General features: G+C 62.2%; 11 protein-coding genes and 4 pseudogenes. 9 read left to right on the top strand and 6 right to left on the bottom strand.

The features are described from left to right. Nucleotides 1-201: 201 nt before the first annotated feature. Nucleotides 202-1,116, bottom strand: coding sequence for a tyrosine-type recombinase/integrase (locus G6N25_RS19320; RefSeq protein ID WP_232065846.1), 915 nt, complete (start codon nucleotides 1,114-1,116; stop codon nucleotides 202-204). Between the two features lie 889 nt (nucleotides 1,117-2,005). On the opposite strand from G6N25_RS19320, the pseudogene G6N25_RS24510 reads away from it, so the two are divergent. The 3 genes and pseudogenes from G6N25_RS24510 to G6N25_RS19335 all read left to right on the top strand — a co-directional run. Next, nucleotides 2,006-2,671, top strand: a pseudogene (locus G6N25_RS24510) (PGRS repeat-containing protein); the annotation flags it as partial. Nucleotides 2,672-2,719: 48 nt separating this feature from the next. After that, nucleotides 2,720-3,973 (top strand): hypothetical protein, encoded by a 1,254-nt coding sequence (locus G6N25_RS19330; RefSeq protein WP_083076445.1) that lies wholly within the window; start codon nucleotides 2,720-2,722, stop codon nucleotides 3,971-3,973. Between the two features lie 166 nt (nucleotides 3,974-4,139). Further along, nucleotides 4,140-5,201, top strand: a complete 1,062-nt coding sequence (locus tag G6N25_RS19335; protein ID WP_083076448.1) for a hypothetical protein — start codon at nucleotides 4,140-4,142, stop codon at nucleotides 5,199-5,201. 811 nt (nucleotides 5,202-6,012) lie between these two features. Here G6N25_RS19335 and G6N25_RS19340 read toward each other — a convergent pair. Further along, nucleotides 6,013-6,195, bottom strand: a complete 183-nt coding sequence (locus G6N25_RS19340; protein ID WP_083076452.1) for a hypothetical protein — start codon at nucleotides 6,193-6,195, stop codon at nucleotides 6,013-6,015. Between the two features lie 523 nt (nucleotides 6,196-6,718). Between G6N25_RS19340 and G6N25_RS19345 the strand changes: the two genes are divergently transcribed. The 4 genes from G6N25_RS19345 (at nucleotide 6,719) to G6N25_RS19360 (ending at nucleotide 12,154) form a co-directional block, all read left to right on the top strand. After that, a complete protein-coding gene (locus G6N25_RS19345) occupies nucleotides 6,719-8,050 on the top strand; it encodes a hypothetical protein (RefSeq protein ID WP_158084925.1) in 1,332 nt (443 codons plus the stop codon). Nucleotides 8,051-8,125: 75 nt separating this feature from the next. Next, nucleotides 8,126-9,436 carry a hypothetical protein gene (locus tag G6N25_RS19350; protein WP_083076463.1) on the top strand — a complete coding sequence of 437 codons (1,311 nt, stop codon included), beginning with the start codon at nucleotides 8,126-8,128 and terminating at the stop codon, nucleotides 9,434-9,436. A 233-nt stretch (nucleotides 9,437-9,669) separates the two neighbouring features. Continuing rightward, entirely contained in the window at nucleotides 9,670-10,965 is a 1,296-nt protein-coding gene (locus G6N25_RS19355) for a hypothetical protein (RefSeq protein WP_083076466.1), read from the top strand. 142 nt (nucleotides 10,966-11,107) lie between these two features. After that, nucleotides 11,108-12,154: an AAA family ATPase gene (locus G6N25_RS19360; RefSeq protein WP_083076469.1), complete on the top strand. Its 1,047-nt coding sequence runs from the start codon at nucleotides 11,108-11,110 to the stop codon at nucleotides 12,152-12,154. Between the two features lie 525 nt (nucleotides 12,155-12,679). On the opposite strand, the gene G6N25_RS19365 is transcribed toward G6N25_RS19360, so the two are convergent. The 4 genes and pseudogenes from G6N25_RS19365 to G6N25_RS19380 form a co-directional block, all read right to left on the bottom strand. Further along, nucleotides 12,680-12,973: a hypothetical protein gene (locus G6N25_RS19365; protein ID WP_142272824.1), complete on the bottom strand. Its 294-nt coding sequence runs from the start codon at nucleotides 12,971-12,973 to the stop codon at nucleotides 12,680-12,682. 872 nt (nucleotides 12,974-13,845) lie between these two features. Further along, nucleotides 13,846-14,046, bottom strand: a pseudogene (locus G6N25_RS23965) (ATPase); the annotation flags it as partial. Between the two features lie 13 nt (nucleotides 14,047-14,059). Further along, a pseudogene (locus G6N25_RS19375) lies at nucleotides 14,060-14,471 on the bottom strand (TA system antitoxin ParD family protein). 179 nt (nucleotides 14,472-14,650) lie between these two features. Beyond that, complete coding sequence (locus tag G6N25_RS19380) at nucleotides 14,651-15,565, bottom strand: tyrosine-type recombinase/integrase (RefSeq protein ID WP_232065850.1); 915 nt, start codon at nucleotides 15,563-15,565, stop codon at nucleotides 14,651-14,653. A gap of 867 nt (nucleotides 15,566-16,432) precedes the next feature. Here G6N25_RS19380 and G6N25_RS24605 point away from each other — a divergent pair. After that, nucleotides 16,433-17,053, top strand: a pseudogene (locus G6N25_RS24605) (PGRS repeat-containing protein); the annotation flags it as partial. 274 nt (nucleotides 17,054-17,327) lie between these two features. Next, the gene (locus G6N25_RS19390; RefSeq protein ID WP_232065851.1) at nucleotides 17,328-18,581 is read left to right on the top strand and encodes a hypothetical protein; all 1,254 of its coding nucleotides are present in this window, start codon (nucleotides 17,328-17,330) and stop codon (nucleotides 18,579-18,581) included. Nucleotides 18,582-18,704: the final 123 nt, after the last annotated feature.

Consider the following 18,704-nt stretch of genomic DNA (forward strand, 5'->3'; position numbering starts at 1 on the left):
AGGTATTCTGTTTGCTGTTGTTACTCGCTGCGAAAGGCGTGGAAACTGGCGGGGCCGCGGTCGTTATGTCTCGTCAGGCGCAAAATTTGTGAAAAAGCGTGCCGGCGATTGGGCCGCGCTGCCGCGTTGGGGCTGCCTGATGGGTAATAGCGCGGTGACTTCTATTTCGAGTGCATGGCGGCCGGTAACGGCCATGTCGTTTCACAAGTCCCCAAGTCTCAAGCGTCGTGCCTCGGTGATCGCCCGTTCAGCGGCAGTGTCCCTGCTGTAGCGGTCAACCATCTGCCGGGTACGCCAGCCGGCGACTTGCATGAGGGAGCCTTCGCTGCCGCCGAGGGATAAAAACCGACTCGCAAAAGTGTGCCTGAGCCGGTGGATATGGAAGTCCTCGATGCCCACCGCTATGGCGCGTGCCAGGAGCGCGATCCGCAGGCCGTGGTAGCCCAGCTGAGCCCGGCCGCCCGTTTCGGTGAGCCACAACGCTGGTGTGTCACTGAGTGGGTGGCGTTGGCGCACGCGCAGATAGCGGTCGATGGCCGCACCGGTCTGCGTTTCAAACGGGACGTGACGGCCTCTGCCGCCCTTGCCTTTTCGGATGGTGACTACGCCTCTGGCGAGGTCGATGTCATGCACGGACAGCGCCAGGAGTTCGCCGGCGCGCATCCCGGTTTCCACCAGTAGTCGTAGGCAAGCTTCGTCGCGGCGGTCGTGGAGCTGGTCGCCGGCGCACGCCTTGAGCATCAACCGCAACTCCTCATCGGTCAGGCGTTCCACCACCTTCATATCGATCTTGGGTGGCTTGAGACCGAGGAAGGGGTTCTCGTCGATCGCTTCCTCGTCGGCCAGCCAGGCGGCGAAGCGGCGGACGGCTTGTTGGCGGATGCGTGCGGTGGCCGGTTCGGCACCGGAGTCCATCAGATGGGCGATCCAGCGCTGCAGAGCAGCCCGGGTGAGGGGGTGTTCATCGGGTTGGGCCGCGCACCAGGTGAGGTAGTAGCGCGCTCCCCGTAGGTAGGAGTCGATGGTGTAGGGGGCTTTGCGGTCGGCCTGCATGGCTAGTTGCCAGCTGGGGAGAAATGCCACCAAGTCGTCCGGGGTGGCGGCGCCGGCAAGCATTTCAAAATGATAATAACTTCTGCTCTGTCTCGGGCAAGTTTTTGCTGTAAATACCTATAAATGCCGTCAATTGTCCGTATTTTTGCGCGATTTACTCAACATATTTTTCAGGTACGTTCAGCGAGTCGTTAACCAGAACGCACAAAGGAGTTGGTCCCGGAGCGGATCGTGACCTGCCCCTCGAAGGTTGCTAGCACCCGGGTTCTTCTCCACGTACGGCTCTGACGCATCGTTTTATCGGTTATGACAGGAAGGCGCTCAGATGAAGCGTAAGCAGCACAGCATGAGGCGGAATCGCCGCAACGCGAAGGCGAGCCGTGGCCGTGTGGTCGGCTTAGGTACGGCGGCCGGCGCGTTTCTGAGCGCCGCGATGGCCCCGGTGATCGCCGCGCCTCCCGCGCAGGCCGGGGTGCTGGACATGATCATCAACCCGATCATCCAGCCCATCATGGGAGCCGCCAGCACGGCCGCTGCCGCGGGCACCACCGCGATCAACGGTATCGGTGCGGGTGCGCTCGCGGGCCTGCATACCGGTGCCCTCCAAGGCCTCACGAATAGCCTTAACGCGAGTGCGGCGGCCTTCGAGGGTGTGCATTCGGCCGCCCTGGCCAGCATCACCAACAGCCTTAACGCCAGTGCTGCCGCCTTCAATGCCGGCGGACTGAACACCGCCCTGGAGAGTATGCATGCCAGCGCCGCGGCTGCCCTCAACGTCAGCAGCGTCAGCGCCGCTGTCTCTGGCGGAAACATCACGCTGAATAACCTCGTTTATAACGCATTCGACAGCTTCTATGGCACGGTTTACATGGCGGGCCAGTCCTGGATTGCCAGTCCGATCGGTCAGGCGGTGGATGGGCCGGTCAATGCGCCGTTCGTCGCCTTGTTTGGACGCGATCTGATCGGCAACGGCGTTAACGGTGCCACCGGTCCCAACACCTCGCTGGTCGGCCAGCTCGGGCTCAACGGCAGCCTCCACGATGGCGGGTTTTTGTTCGGCGATGGCGGGGCCGGTGCGACCGGTACCGCCGCTCATACCGCCGGATTTGCCGGCGGTGCCGCCGGCTTGATCGGCAACGGCGGCGTCGGCGGGGCCGGTGAGTCGGGTGGCAGGTTTGCCGGCGGTGCCGGCGGCAATGGCGGCTTGCTGTTCGGTAACGGCGGCGCCGGTGGAGTCGGCGGTACCGGCATCAACGCCGGTTACGGCGGCAACGGTGGTGCCGGCGGTGGCGGCGGCTTGCTGTTCGGTAACGGCGGCAACGGTGGCGCCGGTGGCCTCGGTGGCCCCAATAACGGGAGTTCCGGCGGCAACGGTGGTGCCGGCGGTAACGGCGGCCAGCTGGTCGGTAACGCGGGCGCCGGCGGTGGCGGCGGCAACTCCGGCGGTGCAGCCAGGGGTTACGCCGGCTACGGCGGCAATGGCGGTTTGGGCGGGATGCTGGCCGGCAACGGTGGCAATGGCGGCGCCCGCGGCGCCATCGGCACCTACGGCCGCGGTGGTGTCGGCGGCCTCGCCGGGATCCTCGGTGCGGCCGGCATCGCTGGTGGAAACAGTTAATACCCCCCTTCGAACATCCAGATCACAAACAGCAAAGGAACAAAGCGCATGCAACAGCTAACTGCCCTCCGGCCCCTCGCCACCGCGGGCGCCGCAGCGATCGGTGCCGGCATGATCGCCCTGACGCCGGTGCTCTCAACGGATGTCGCGTCTGATCTCCAGCGCGGCACTGTCGCTATCCAGCACCGCGCGATAGAGCTCGCCGATACCGTCGCCAACCCCATCCAAACCTGGATCGACACTTTCCAGGCGGCGGGCATCAATATCCAGTCGCTTGTCACGCAATTTCAAGCGCATCCGTTCCCGGGGTTGGAGCAGCTGGCCGCCAACTTTTTGCAGTACGGAGTCGATTATGTGAGCCCGTATCATACGGCCGCGAACGCTGCTGCCAATTACTTCCTCGGGACTGGTAGTTCAGATTTCGTACCGCTTATTCAACAGGCATTGGCTGAGGCGGCGGCGGGCCAGTTCAGCGGCAGCAGCGGCGCGGTTCAAACCCTGGTGGGGGCTCTGTATACCAACCCGGTCATACAGGTCTTAGAACCACTCGAAACGATTCCGCAAATCCTTAATTCTATCACGCAGAACCTTGCGAACGCGACTGATTACCTGACAACCAACGGTATAGCGGATATTGGCGTATTTTTTGTCCTCGGCTTGCCCGTCGCGTTCGAACAGGCACTCGGCACGAGCGTCCAAAATGTTTACGATTCATTCACCGCCGGGGACACGGTGGGTGCTCTGGTCAACGCGGTTGATATCCCTGGCGCAGTGACAAACGCGCTCCTCAACGGATCCTACAGCGGCGGAAACTACTTTAACGGCTTGATCAGTGACGGAAGCGGTCTTGCCAAAACCCTGTTTCTAACGATCCCACAGCAACTTGCTCCCGAGATCGTTGCCCCCGGCGCCCAGAACACCATGAGTGGCGGCAGTCTCTTGACTGCGTACCAGGACTTCTTCAACACGCTGACCAATGGCTGGCCCACCGCGCAGGAAGTGTTCAATAATCTGCTAAACGTCATTGATTATGCGCTGAGTAAATCTGGTGGCGCGGCCGCTGCCGTTAATGCGGGCAACTTCGCGGCCTTGGCCCCGGCGGCTAGTGCCTTGCCTGGTTTGTCGGTTGGTGTGGTGAAGGGGTTTGATCCGGCGGCGGTGACCAATATTGCGGCGTCGTTGGGTCCGTCGTTGGCCGCGGAGGTGGCGGGGTCGTTGGGGGCGAATCTGGCGGGGTCGTTGGCGACAACGCTATCGGTGGACCTGTCCAGGGTGGCGTTGCACATTCTGTCGGCGCTGTAGGTCCCCTGCATTTGGTGGTTGTTGTGGGGTGTGCCGGCGACCCGATCAACGGTCGCCGGCATACGCCCGGGGTGTGGGAGGTGCTTTCGATGATTTGGTGGGCGGCACCCGTGTGGTGGTGTGGCGTTGATTCTTTGCTGCTTGCGGGTATGGCCGGTGGTTGTTGATGTCTGTGGGTTGGCGGGCATGGGAGGAGGGCGACGCCGTCGATGAGGTGTTGGGTGCTACCGGGGTGTGGTTGATTCCCCGGGCCCCCACGCTGGTGGGGGAGCCCAGGTGTCGGGTCGTCACCCCCGACACCAGTCGCGACGCGCATGCCGGGACGGTGCTGGCCCGTGAACATCAGGAAGTCCTGGAGTGGGCGCAGGCCCGTGTCGAGGAATTGATCGGTGTGGCCGAGGCCAAAGAACATTTCGCGGGGTGGCGCAGCACCCTGCAGGCCAGCCAGCATGGCGGCGCGGGGACCTCGTGTGCGGACAACCATATGGTGTTTTTGGGTGCGCCGGGGACGGCGAAAAGGACATTTGCCCGGGTGATCGGTGAGGTGTTGTTCGGGTTAGGGGTGATTGCGCGCCCGGAGGTCACTGTGGTGGCTGCGGAGGATGTTGTGGTGGGGGGTCTTTCGCGTAGCGCGGTGGCGATGAAGAGTGTGTGTGACGACGCCCGCGGTGGGGTGTTGTTTATCGAGGAGGCCTACCGGCTGGCCCCGCAGACCGAACGCTGTTCGTGGGGTGTGGATGCGCTGACCATGCTCCAAACGTGTATGGCGGAGTACCGTGACGAGCTGGTCGTCATCCTCGCCGGCTACCCCGACCCCATGCGAGCCTTCCTCACCACTCACCACGAGCTAGCCGGCCGATTCCCGGTCACGATGAGCTTCGCCAGCTACACCCCCGACGAAGTCGTCGCCATCGGGCGCCGTATAGCCGGTAAGGAGAACCTGGTCGTGGGGGACACGGTGTGGGAGCTGCTGCGCACCGAAGCGGCCCGGTTACGGTCGATCCCCTACGGCCACGCCACGCTGCTCGACGCCGCCGGCAACGCCCACTATGCATACGATGTGGTTGTGATGTGTCGGCGTGCGCGGCTTCGCCGACTAAACAGAGTGGCGCCTAATCGCGGCGACCTCAAACACCTGGTGCGCACCGATCCTGGTGTTCTTCACGTCAGCACCGCAGACATGGAACGCGCCCTCACCGCCTCACACCCACCCACACTAACCGGCTGACCCCAAACCACCAGGCACACAACAACAATAGATCCGCCGCGGGAAGGCTGGTAGCGGGCTGGCGTTCTGGTCCGGAGGGGGAGAGCCGAGATAGGCGTCACGGTGAAGGCCGGCCCTTACAGGCCGACAAGCTGGACATACCTAAGGAGAACCTGAGTCCGCGCGATTTCCGAGGGATATTTGCCGATCACTTCGAGAACACACATCCTAGCAATCTCTGTGACTCCGAGAAACCGCTGGTAATAGTACTAAATATATGGATAGTAGCAACATCTTTCCGACGTTGCGATAGTTCAGTTTGAAAGTACCTACCGGTAACAAGCGAGGCTCGTGCCCGCTTCCCGCTCAAGATAGCTGTGCCCCTGACCATATAGCTATTTGGCAAGGCGTATAGCGAATTGCCGAGTTTGCTGCGGCGCACATCAGAAGCGTGTATCCGACAGGCCGGGGTGGCCCTACGTCGTCAAGGGGCGCACGCGAGAAAAGGGGGGATCACCTCGACTGTGGGCGCCGCCTCTGTGGCGGCGTGACTCGAAGGAACCCCGCAGGTCGAGCCTGGCTTTCCTTTGGGCCCTGACCGAGGCGGGGTGTTTCTCGGTCGCCGAGTTTTCGGGGGTCGGGTTTCGGTGAGGGCGCGTGCGGCGGCGGTGTCTTTGCTGTAGCGGTCGACCATTTGTCGGGGGCACCAGCCGGCGACCTGCATGAGGGAACCTTCGATACCGCCCAGGGAGAAGTCTCGGCTGGCGAAGTGTGTCTGAGCCGATGGTAGTGGTACAGGCGTAGGTAGCAGTCGATGGCCGCCTTTGGTTTTTCAGATGATGACACCGGTGCCGGGGTTGATGTCGTGTAGGGATAGTGCGAGGAGTCCGCTTGCGCGCGTTCGGGTTTCCACCAGTAGGCGTAGCCAGGCTTCGTCGCGGCGGATCGTGGAGTTGATTACCGCGCAGGCCTTGAGCATCAACCACAGTTCGTTATTGATGCGGCGTGGCGCCACCTTCGTATCGATCTCGGGTGGAGTGGAGGCCCCGGGAAAGGGTTGTGGTCGATTTCTTGTTTGTCGGCTAGCGGCGCCGGAATCCCGTAGGTGGGTGATCTAGCGTTGCGGGCAGCCCTGGTGAAGGGGTGTTCATCGGGTCGGGCCGCGCACCAGGTGAGGTAGTAGTGGGCGCCTCGTAGGTAGGGGTCGATGGTGAGGTGGGCTTTACGGTCGGCCTGCATTGCCTGGTGCCGGCTGGGCGGAAATGCCACCAAGTCCTGGGGTGCGGCTGGCACCGTCAAGCATTTCAAAACAAAAATAATTCCGGGTTCACTTTGCGCAAGTTTTTTGCTGCTAATTCCTATCGCCGCAGTTAATTGACCATTTTATTGCGCGAATTCCTCAACGTAATCCTTAGGTATGTTCACCTCTGTTACCAGCCAGAAATACACGGTGAACCAGATCAACAACGGCCAGTACCTGGCTTTTTCTCAAGCACGGCTCCGACTCGTTTTATCGGTCATGACAGGAAGGCGCTCAGATGAAGCGTAAGCAGCACAGCATGAGGCGGGACCGCCGCAACGCGAAGGCCAGCCGTGGCCGTGTGGTCGGCTTAGGCACCGCGGCCGGCGCATTCCTGACCGCCACCATGACCCCGATGGTTGCGCCGCCCGCCCAGGCCGGGGTGCTCGACATGATCATCAACCCGATCATCCAACCCATCATCGGCGCTACCAGCACCGCTGCCGCCGCGGGCACCACCGCGATCAACGGTATCGGTGCGGGAGCGCTCGCAGGCCTGCAAACAGGCGCCCTCCAAGGCCTCACCAACAGCCTCAACGCGAGCCCGGCGGCCTTCCAAGGTGTGCATTCGGCCGCCCTGGCCAGCATCACCAACAGCCTTACCGCCAGTGCTGCCGCCTTTAATACCGGCGGCCTGAGCACCGCCCTGGAAGGCCTGCATGCCAGCGCGGCCGCTGCCTTTAGTGGTGGCGGGCTAGACGCGGCGGTCGCTGCGGCGAACTCGCCTAAGGCCGCGCTGAACAACCTGGTGTACGGGGCGTTCAGCAACGTCTACACCATGGTCTATACCGCCGGCCAAACCTGGATCGCCAGCCCCACCGGCCAGCAAGTCGACGGGGTGATCAATGGCCCGTTCGTCGCCGTGTTCGGACGCGACCTCATCGGCAACGGCGTCAACGGATTCACCGGCCAAAACACCTCGCTGTTAGGCAGTCTCGGGCTCAACGGCACCCTCCACGATGGCGGGTTCCTGTTCGGCAACGGCGGGACCGGGGCCGCCGGGACTGCCGCGAGTCACAACGGCCTTATCGGCGGTGCCGCCGGCTTGATCGGCAACGGCGGGGTCGGTGGTGCCGGCTTCAGCCCTGCCAGCGGTGCCGGCGGTAACGGCGGTGCCGGTGGCGCCGGGGGGTTGCTGATGGGTAACGGCGGTGCCGGTGGCGCCGGTGGTCTCAACGCTGGCTTTAGCGCCGGCCAAGGTGGTGCCGGGGGTAATGCCGGCATCCTGTTCGGTAACGGCGGTGCCGGCGGCGCCGGCGGCGCCAGCAACCCCAACGGCGGTTACGGCGGCCGCGGTGGCGCCGGCGGTAACAGCGCCTGGCTGGTCGGCAACGGCGGCCAAGGTGGTTCTGCCCCCAACAACATCTACGGTTCCGGAGATTACAACGCTGGTAACGCCGGTGGTGCCGGCGGTTTCAGCGGGCTACTGGCCGGCAACGGTGGCGCTGGCGGCAATGGCGGCAACGCCACCCCCGGCTACGGCTACGCCGGCGGCAAGGGGGGACTCGGCGGACTCGCCGGATTCCTCGGTCAGATCGGTGCGGCCGGCATACCTGGAACCAGCGGCTAACACGTCCCTTGGACGTGATGGCTTCATGTACGCCCACGAAACACCTAGACCACAGACAGCAAAGGAACAACACTCATGCACCAGCGAACAGTCCTTCGACCCCTGGTCACTGCGGGCGCCGCGGCAGTCGGCGCCAGCCTGATCGCGCTCACACCGGCAGTCTCCAACGACGCGGCCTCCGACCTCCAGTACAGCGTTGCCGCCGCCCAGCAGCGCGCGGTCGAGCTGCTGAGCGCCGACACGGGCGACCCCGGGGTGGTGAACCCCATCCAAACCTGGATCAACGTCTTCCAGCAAGCGGGCGCCAACCTGCAAACGATTGGGAGCAACATGAGCCACGGGGGCACAATCCCGCTCCCGCTGGCCCAGCAACTGGCCGCGAACTGGGTCACCTACGCGAGCATCTACGTCACGGCGTACAAGAGTGCCGATCTCGGCGCGTTCGGGTACTTCACTAGTACGAACCCGTTAAACGGTTTTGTGGTTTATCCTGACCTTACCCAAGCGATTACTGCCTTTCAGCAAGGTAACTTCATCAACGGCTTCAATTACCTTAACGGGTTGCTCTGGAACGGGCCGGTTCAAACAATATTCCAACCGATGGAAACCATCCCGACCATCCTCGCCTACATGTCGACGAACTTCGCGGCCCTTGGCAACCTCGCTTTTAACGAGCCCGGCCTAACCAGTGAATCAATGGTGTCAATGCTGGGTGCCTTTTTTGCCATAGGTGTGAGTAACAGCATCTTCACTGCCCTTGGCGCCGGTTTTCAGAATGTTTACGACGGGTTCGCCGCTGGTGACCTGCCGGCGGGGGTGAGCAATTTGCTCAATATGCCGGGGCTACTCGCAGGAGCAATCCTCAACGGATCCGGCACCTGCGGCGGCGTCGGCTGCACCGGTATCCTCAGTCCCACCAGCCTCCTGACACAACCTGGCCTGTTGAACACGTTGGTGGCTTGGATTCCCCAGACACTCGCCTCGAACATTGTTGTTCACAATCAGGTGACAGGCACGATCGCCACCCCCAACATTCTGGCAGGTGGCAGTCTGGCTAATGCGTTCTCACAGTTGGCAAGCCAGGTAACCACGGGTTGGCCGACCCCGAACATGTGGTTCGATGGTTTACTGAATGTGTACCAGAGCTTCCTCGCGTTCTTCGGTGGCCAGGTCGGCTTGGGGGGTGCGGCGTTCGCTGCACCGGCCGGTGTGGTGGGAATTGCTCCGTCGATCGTGGCCAACCTCGGTGGCATAGCCCCGTCGATCGCGGCCGATTTCTCGGGGATTGCCCCGTCGATCGCGGCTGACATCGGCGGTATGGCTCCGTCGATCGCGACCAACCTTGCCGGGGCACTCGCGGCTCACCTCCTCACGTCGCTGTTCTGAGTTGCAGTGCGGGTCTACTCGCCCAGCGCCGGTGGCAACCACGCCAATGCTGGGCGGGTTGACCCGCCCACGGGTATTGCTGCGCGCAAGCGAGGGCTGTTGCGTCGGCGACGACCTCGGCCGGGTTGGTGCGGCCGGCATACCTGGAACCAGCGGCTAATACCCCCTCGGGCGTGATGGCTTCATGTACGCCCACGAATACCCAGACCACAGACAGCAAAGGAATTAAGCGCATGCAACAGCTCACAGCCCTCCGGCCTCTCGTCTCCGCGGGCGCCGCGGCAGTCGGTGCCAGCCTGATCGCCCTGACACCGGCAGTCTCCAACGATATCGCCGCCGATCTGCAGCACAGCGCGGTCACTATCGAGCAGCGCGCGGTCGAACTCGCGAGCACGGATTACGCCGTCAACCCGTTGCAAACCTGGCTCGACGTGTTCACGAACGCGGCCGCCAACCTGCAGACCATTGGCGCCGACTGGGCCCAGATTCCCGCGGTGCTCACTCAACAGGTCGCCGCGAACTTGATCCAGTACGCGAACCTCTACGTCGGCTCGTACCAATCCGCCGCCAACGGTGCTCTTACCTTCTACACCTCAACCGTCACCAACAACGGCGTCCCGACCCATTTTTGGCCGCTTGTGGCCAGCGGACTCGCTGACTTCCAGTCGGGTCAGATCGCGAGTGGGATTGATCAAGTGGGCTTCGCGTTGCTTCAAGGCCCCATCCAAGAGGTTCTTCAGCCAATGGAAAATACTCTGCAGATCCCTATATATTTCACGCAGAATATCGCGAACGCTACGGATGCTCTCCTTAACACCAATAATGGCGGTGTCATCGAGTCGGTCGGCGCGTACGCGCTCTTCGGGTTCAGCGGCGCCCTTGAGACCTCGCTCGGTGATAGTCTTCAAGCCGCTTACGATGCGTTCGGTGCTGGGGATCCGGTAGATGGGGTGCTCAATCTACTCAATACTCCGGGCGCGGTAGCCAACGGTGTGATCAACGGTTCCCATAATGCTCAGGGCCTCCTTTCACCGGAGAACGGTGTGTTGCAGAGTGGTTTGCTCTCGATATTCGCGAACCTGGCCCCCCAAAATTTAGCGAAGGCGATCGTTGTTCCCGGTGGGACCAACGTTACGAACGGCGGCAGCCTGGCCACGGCGTGGGGGTCATTCTTGAACATGGCGGCCGGTGGTTGGCCGTCTCCGAACGAGATCGTCAATAACATCCTTAATGTCTTCCGGACTTACGCCGGCTTGCCTGGTTTGGCAAGCGCGGCCAATGCCGGCAGCGCGGCCAACGTCGCCGCCGCGGCGGCCATTTCGCCAGTAGCTAGTGCTTTGCCTGGTTTGTCGGTTGGTGTGGTGAAGGGGTTTGATCCGGCGGCGGTGACCAATATCGCGGCGTCGTTGGGTCCGTCGTTGGCGGCGGAGGTCGCGGGATCATTGGGCGCGAATCTGGCGGGGTCGTTGGCGACAACGCTGTCCGTCGACCTGTCCAGGGTGGCGCTGCACATTCTGTCGGCGCTGTAAACCCCTGCGTTGGTTATTGCGGTGGGGTACGCCGGCATACACCCCGGGGTGTGGGAGGTACTTCGATGACCTGGTCAGCGGCGCCCGTGTGGTGGTGTGGCGTTGATTCTTTGCTGCTTGTGGGTATAGCCGGTGGTTGCTGATGTCTGTGGGTTGGCGGGCATGGGATGAAGGCGACGCCGCTGATGAGGTGTTGGGTGCTACCGGGGTGTGGTTGATTCCCCGGGCACCCACGATGCTCGAGGAGTCGAGATGTCGGGTCGTCACGACCGACGCCAGTCGCGATGCGCATGCCGGGACGGTGCTGGCCCGTGAACATCAGGAAGTCCTGGAGTGGGCACAGGCCCGTGTCGAGGAATTGATCGGTGTGGTCGAGGCCAAAGAACACTTCGCGCAGTGGCGCACCACCCTGCACGGCCGCGCGGTGAGGTCGTGTGCGGACAACCACATGGTATTTCTCGGTGCGCCGGGGACGGCGAAAAGGACGTTTGCTCGGGTGATCGGTGAGGTGTTGTTCGGGTTAGGGGTGATTGCGCGCCCGGGGGTGACGGTGGTGGCTGCGGAGGATGTTGTGGTGGGGGGTCTTTCGCGTAGCGCGGTGGCGATGAAGAGTGTGTGTGATGACGCTCGGGGTGGGGTGTTGTTTATCGAGGAGGCTCACCGGCTGGCCCCGCAGACCGAACGCTGTTCGTGGGGTGTGGATGCGTTGACCATGCTGCAAACGTGTATGGCGGAGTACCGCGATGAGCTGGTCGTCATCCTCGCCGGCTACCCCGACCCCATGCGAGCCTTCCTCACCACTCACCACGAGCTGGCCGCTCGATTCCCGGTCACGATGAGCTTCGCCAGCTGCACCCCGGAGGAAGTCGTCGCTATTGGGCGTCGTGTAGCGGGTAAGGAGAATCTGGTGGTGGGGGAGGTGGTGTGGGAGTTGTTGCGTGCTGAGGCGGCCCGGTTGCGGTCGATCCCCTACGGCCACGGCACGCTGCTCGACATCGTTGGTAACGCCCACTACGCACGGGATGTGGTCTCCATGTGTCGGCGTGCGCGGCTTCGCCGACTAAACAGATTGGCGCCCAACCGCGGTGACCTCAAACACCTCGTGCGCACCGATCCTGGTGTTCTTCACGTCAGCACCGCAGACATGGAACGCGCCCTCACCGCCTCACACCCGGCCGTCACAACCTAAACCCGCACACCGACACCCAGGGCACACTGAATTCGGCAAGAGGCATGTTGCGAGATCGCGTTCTGGATTGCTGTTGCGCCCACCGGTTTTGCCGGCCGAGGGGGTGGACGCCGAGAGTGTGGCCGTGTGCCGCGGCATCCGGGCGGTAGCCCGCAGCCGTTTAGTGGAACGGTGGGGCACCGTGGCACTCGACACGATGCACCGGATCGTGCCTATGCGTCGTGGTTGTTGGGTAGGCGATGGATTTCGACTCATTATGGTGAGCGCATCTCTTGCGGCATCGTCTAAGTGTCGATCACGGTCACGCGAGTCCTCTTTGTAGGCAGCACTTTTCAGCACCAACGCGTCAAGCGCGTCAGGAATGCTAAACATGGGGCTGCTCTCTGGCCGGTGGCTGCACTAGTTTCGATATGTCGAACGTATCGATGTCCGTCGTCACGGTATTGCGAGGTTGGCATGGGCGATATGCAACTGGGCCATGAGCCCGCTAATCAAGCGTCTATCGATCGGTAGTCGCCATGCGTGCTATGCCGTCACAGCGGCAATGAGAGTGGCGACCTCTCGCCACCCCACAACGCTTTCTTGTGTGTTAAGAGAACCCGCCAGATCCAAAAAGACTGCCGCGCGTGGGGTGATGCCATCTGTAAACGCATCCTCGACACTTATTCCGCGCAAGGTCACGTTTCCTGAAGGATCCTCGATCAGTCCGAAGTTCTCTTGCAAGGTTTCCAACTCCGACAGCGGTAGATAGCCGTCGAGACGTTCGAGACGTCGCGTCGCCCCTGCCAACCCCAACAGCCTTAGCTGTGCGTCATCCAAAGCCGAACCGCCAGTGGGAATTATGTTCGCACCAAGGTCATTGAGCGCTGATTCTCGACTGCGGAAACGCCTTACCCAGGCTCGCCGCATCGCAAGGTGCTCAAGTTCTTCGGCCGTGGTCTTTCGAAGTCGATGCATCAAGCGCGTTCGTTCCGCCGACGAGAGCCAACCCGCCTTTTTCCCCGACAGAAGGTTGAGAGCCGCCCAAGCGACCCTCTCCGACCAGGGCCGTCCTGGGCGTCTCCGCTCGCGCGCTAGCCGGTGTACTGCCGCTGCATCGAGCACCAAGGTTCTTCCCATGTAATGCGAACCCTGAATCCTGCCTTCAGCAGCCAACCGACGCACTTCGCGCGGCGACACACCCAGAATCCCGGATGCGACATGCGAGGTTATGTCTGCCATACACATACGGTCCTTTACCGGAAGATATATGTCAATAACCCTACTTCAGAGCATGTGATGACGATTCACGACCATGGCCGGTGGTTAGCTTTTGTAGACCGGTCGGCGAGCTGTACGTACCTATGAAGAACCTGAGTCCGCGGGATTTTCGGTAGGTATTTGCTGATCGTTTTGGGGACACGCCGCCTGGCAATCTTTGTGAAGTTAAGAAGTCACTGGTAGTGACGTCTTTATCACGTATGCTAGCAACGTATAGGCCGTGCTCCAATAGTTCATTTTGAAAGTACCTATCGGTAACAAACGGGAACCGTGCCGCTCCCCACTCAAGATAGCTGTGTCCATTGCTAAAGGGTTGTTTGGCAAGGCATATAGTGCATTTCTGAGTTTGCTGTAGCGCACGTTCGGAAACGTGTTTGACCCGCTGGACCGCCAGCTCTTCAGGGGTGAGTTTCGGCGATGAAGGCTCAGCGCAATTCGATGAGCCTGATTCTGGTCTCGGCCGCGACCTGGGCGGCCTGGTAGGCATTGCGGCCGGGTTGGCGGCCCGGCGACGTTTGGCGATCTCGTCGGTGTCGACGAAGACGCTTCCTGGCAGCAGCGGTGCGAGCGTGAGTTCGACGAAGGTCGATTTGCCTGCTCCGTGGTCCGACGACCAGGTCGAGACGGTCCATCGGGTGGCGACGTTTACTTCCCTCGTCGCGAGGATCGGCGTTTGACCGTCAACACGGCCGAACTGCTGTCGGGTCGGTATTCGACGATTTCACCCACCTCGTTGAGGGCAACGGTCGTGAGGCCACGCTTGGCCAGCTGTTCGCCGTAGTTGGACTCCACCAGGTTCTCTTGGATCGCCGCGGCGATCTCGGCGTTGAAGACGACGCCTTCTTCAGCGCTTAGTCCGCGTAGTTCCCCGTCTCCGGCTAACGCTGCCCCCACTCGTAGACGTGCAGCGGTGTGCTGGCTCGACACGGCACGCCCGACTCGTGCCCAGTGATCGAAGTTGCTGCTTGGCCGAGCGGCTCTGCCGTGCACCCTCGGCTGTGGCGTTGTCGAACACGTCCGCAGCGAACCGAGTGACTCGATCGGTGGCATCGGCCATCGCCCCTCCGGTTTTCTGTAGCAATCTGCAACGAGTATAGAAGTACGCTATGGGCGCGGTCTTGAAAGCGTCGATGACGTCCTGAAGCCGTGCGAATATTCAGCGGCTCGCTTCCGCCACTGCGTTGTGTCGTCGCCCGGTTAAATTCCTCCATAACAGGCGAATTATGTGGGGTGGTTTTATAGGTCGCCGAGTTTTAGGCGTCGGGTTTCGGTGATGGCGCGTTCGGCGGCGGTGTCTTTGCTGTAGCGGTCGACCATTTGTCGGGTGCGCCAGCCGGCGACTTGCATGAGGGAGCCTTCGGTGCCGCCTTGGGAGAGGTATCGGCTGGCGAAGGTGTGTCTGAGCCGGTGGATATGGAAGCCTTCGATGCCGGCCGCGGTGGCGCGTGTCAGGAGCGCGACTCGCAGGCCGTGGTAGCCCAGCTGAGCCCGGCCACCCGTTTCGGTGAGCCACAACGCTGATGTATTGCTGAGCGGGTGGCGTTGGCGCAGGCGTAGGTAGCGGTCGATGGCCGCGCCGGTCTGTGTTTGGAAGGGGGCGTGACGGCCTCTTCCACCCTTGCCTTTACGGATGGTGACCACGCCCCTGGCGAGGTCGATGTCATGTACGGACAACGCCAGGAGTTCGCCGGCGCGCATCCCGGTTTCGACCAGTAGTCGTAGGCAGGCCTCGTCGCGGCGGTCGTGGAGCTCTTTGCCGGCACAGGCTTTGAGCATTAAGCGTAGTTCGTTGTCGGTGAGGCGCTGCACGATTTTGGTGTCGAGCTTGGGTGGCTTGAGGCCCAGGAAGGGGTCGTGGTCGAGTTCTTCCTCGTCGAACAGCCAGGCGGCGAAGCGGCGGACGGCTTGTTGGCGGATACGTGCGGTGGTCGGTTCGGCGCCGGAGTCCAGCAGGTGGGTGATCCAGCGTTGCAGGGTGGGTTTGGTGAAGGGGTGTTCATCGGGTTCGGTCGCACACCAGGCGAGGTAATAGCGGGCGCCCCGGAGGTAGGAGTCGATGGTGTGGTGGGCTTTGCGGTCGGCCTGCATGGCCAGTTGCCAGCTGGGCAGAAACGCCACCAAGTCCTGGGGTGTGGCGGCGCCGTCAAGCATTTCAAAATGATAATAATTGTGGAGTCATTCTGGGTGGGGTTTTTTGCTGTGAATTCCTATCGCCGCAGTTAATTGCCCATTTTATTGCGCGAATTCCTCAACATAATTCATAGGTATGTTCAGCGTGTGGTTATCCAGAACACACTGTGAACCAGATCGAAAGTCGCCAGCACCCGGTTTAAGTGCGGCTCGGACACCTCGTTTTATCGGTTATGACAGGAAGGCGCTCAGATGAAGCGTAAGCAGCACAGCATGAGGCGGAATCGCCGCAACGCGAAGGCGAGCCGTGGCCGTGTGGTCGGCCTCAGCACGGCGGCCGGCGCGTTCCTGAGCGCCGCGATGGCACCGGTGGCCGCCGCACCTTCGGCCCAGGCTGGGGTGCTGGACATGATCATCAACCCGATCATCCAACCCGTGATGGGCGCCGCTAGCACGGCTGCCGCCGCGGGCACTACCGCGATGAACGGTATCGGTGCGGGTGCACTCGCAGGCCTGCAAACCAGCGCCCTCCAGGGCATCACCAACAGCCTCAACGCCAGCGCCGCCGCCTTCCAGGGTGTTCATTCGGCTGCCCTGGCCAGCATTACCAACAGCCTTACCGCCAGTGCTGCCGCCTTTAATACCGGCGGACTGAGCACCGCCCTGGAAGGCCTGCATGCCAGCGCGGCTGCGGCCCTTAGTGGTGGCGGGCTAGACGCGGCGGTCGCTGCGGCGAATTCGCCTAAGGCCGCGCTGAACAACCTGGTGTACGGGGCGTTCAGTAGCTTCTATGGCGCGGTCTACACCGCCGGCCAAACCTGGATTGCCAGCCCCACCGGCCAACAAATCGACGGAGTCATCAACGCCCCCTTCCTCTACCTGTTCGGCCGCGACCTGATCGGCAATGGCGTTGACAACTTCACAGGCCAAAACACCTCGTTAATCGGCAGCCTCGGGCTCAATGGCAGCCTCCACGATGGCGGGTTCCTATTCGGTGACGGTGGGTCCGGCGCGGCCGGCACCGCCGCTAACCAAGCAGGAAGTGCCGGCGGTGCCGCTGGACTGATCGGCAATGGCGGCGCCGGTGGTGCCGGCAGCGTCACCCCCTTTAGGGGTACCCCCGGTGCCACCGGTGGTGCTGGTGGCAACGGCGGCCTGCTGATGGGCAACGGCGGTCAAGGTGGACTAGGCGGTTCCGGGAAGTCTGTGGGCGGTTACGGGGGTGCTGGTGGTGCTGGCGGCGTGCTGTTCGGCAACGGCGGCGCTGGCGGCGCAGGTGGCCTCGACATTAGTCAATCAGGCTACGGGCTGTACGGCGGCGCCGGTGGCGCCGGTGGCAACGGCGCCTGGCTGGTCGGTAACGGCGGTGCCGGCGGCAGTGGTATCACCCCTCCTGCTTATGCCGGCGGTGGTGGGGGCGCCGGTGGCAACGGCGGCTTTGGTGGGTTGTTGGCTGGAAACGGCGGTGCCGGCGGAAATGGCGGTAACGGCGTAGAGGCCGCCTTCGGGCCTTATAAAGGCGGAAACGGCGGTGCGCACGGCCTCGCCGGACTCCTCGGCCAGCTCGGTCCGGCCGGCACCCCTGGAACCAACAGCTAACAGTCCCTCGCGACAACGCAGTTGGTCGCGCTTTCTCACCGGTCAGCTCGAACCCCCACAGTCGACACCACAGAACGTATACGAACATCGAGACAGCAAAGGAACAACGCGCATGCAACAGCTAGCAGCCCTTCGACCCCTCCAGCCCCTCGTTATCGCGGGCGCCGCAGCAGTAGGTGCCAGCGTGATCGCCCTAATGCCGGTGGTCTCCAACGATGTCGCAGCCGACCTCCAGCACAGCGCGACCGCTGTCCAGCAGCGCGTGGTCGAACTCGCGAGTACTGATTACGCCGTTAACCCGCTGCAAACCTGGCTGGACGTGTTTACGAACGCAGCTGCCAACCTGCAGACGATTGGGGCTGACTGGATGGCCCAGGGTCCTGCAATTCTCGCCCAACAGGTGGCTGCGAACTGGATCGAATACGCGAGCCTCTACCTCGGCTCATACCAAAGCGCCGCAAATGGTGCTTTATCTTTTTACACCACAGTTCCCGGGGATCCGGGCAATCCTGAAGTCATCGCCACTGATTTTTGGCCAACGGTGACGACTGCGCTTGCAGATTTACAGTCGGGTCAGATCGCGGCCGGGATTGACAGGTTTGGCTGGGCGTTCTTTTCAGCGCCAATCACTAAAATTTTTCAGCCAATGGAAAATACTCTGAACATCCCTATATATCTCACGCAGAACCTCGCGAACGCTACCCACCAACTCCTTGCTACCCCCCCGTACCTGAGCTCCGTCATCGATTATCTTGGTGCATTTGCGCTCTTCGATTTCCAACCCGCCCTTACAAATTCGCTGGGTAATAGTCTTCAAACTGCTTACGATGCGTTCGCTGCCGGGGACATGCTCGATGGCGTCCTCAACCTGCTCAATACCCCGGGCGCGGTAGCGAACGGCCTCATCAACGGTGCCGATGGAATTGGAGGGCGGGCTGGAGGCCTCCTCACGCCGGAGGTCGGCCTCACGGGCACTGGTGGTTTGCTCCCCATCTTCGCGACCTGGGGTCCCCAGCAAATAGCAAAGGTAATCGTTGCGCCTGGTGCAGTTAATATCACCACAGGCGGAAGCCTCGCCACGGCGTGGGGGTCATTCTTGAACATGGCGGCCAGTGGTTGGCCGTCTCCGAACGAGATCGTCAATAACATTCTCAATGTCTTCCGGACTTACGGCGGCTTGTCTGGTTTGGGGAGCGCGGCCAATGTCGGTGGCGTGGCCTCGGCGGCCGCGGCTATGTCGGCACAGCTGCCTGGTTTGTCGGTTGGTGTGGTGAAGGGGTTTGATCCGGCGGCGGTGACCAGTATTGCGGGGTCGTTGGGTCCGTCGTTGGCGGCGGAGGTCGCGGGATCATTGGGCGCGAATCTGGCGGGGTCGTTGGCGACAACGCTGTCCGTCGACCTGTCCAGGGTGGCGCTGCACATTCTGTCGGCGCTGTAAACCCCTGCGTTGGTTATTGCGGTGGGGTACGCCGGCATACACCCCGGGGTGTGGGAGGTACTTCGATGACCTGGTCAGCGGCGCCCGTGTGGTGGTGTGGCGTTGATTCTTTGCTGCTTGTGG

Origin of the sequence: Mycobacterium heidelbergense (genome assembly GCF_010730745.1) — a bacterium.
GTDB classification, from domain to species: domain Bacteria; phylum Actinomycetota; class Actinomycetes; order Mycobacteriales; family Mycobacteriaceae; genus Mycobacterium; species Mycobacterium heidelbergense.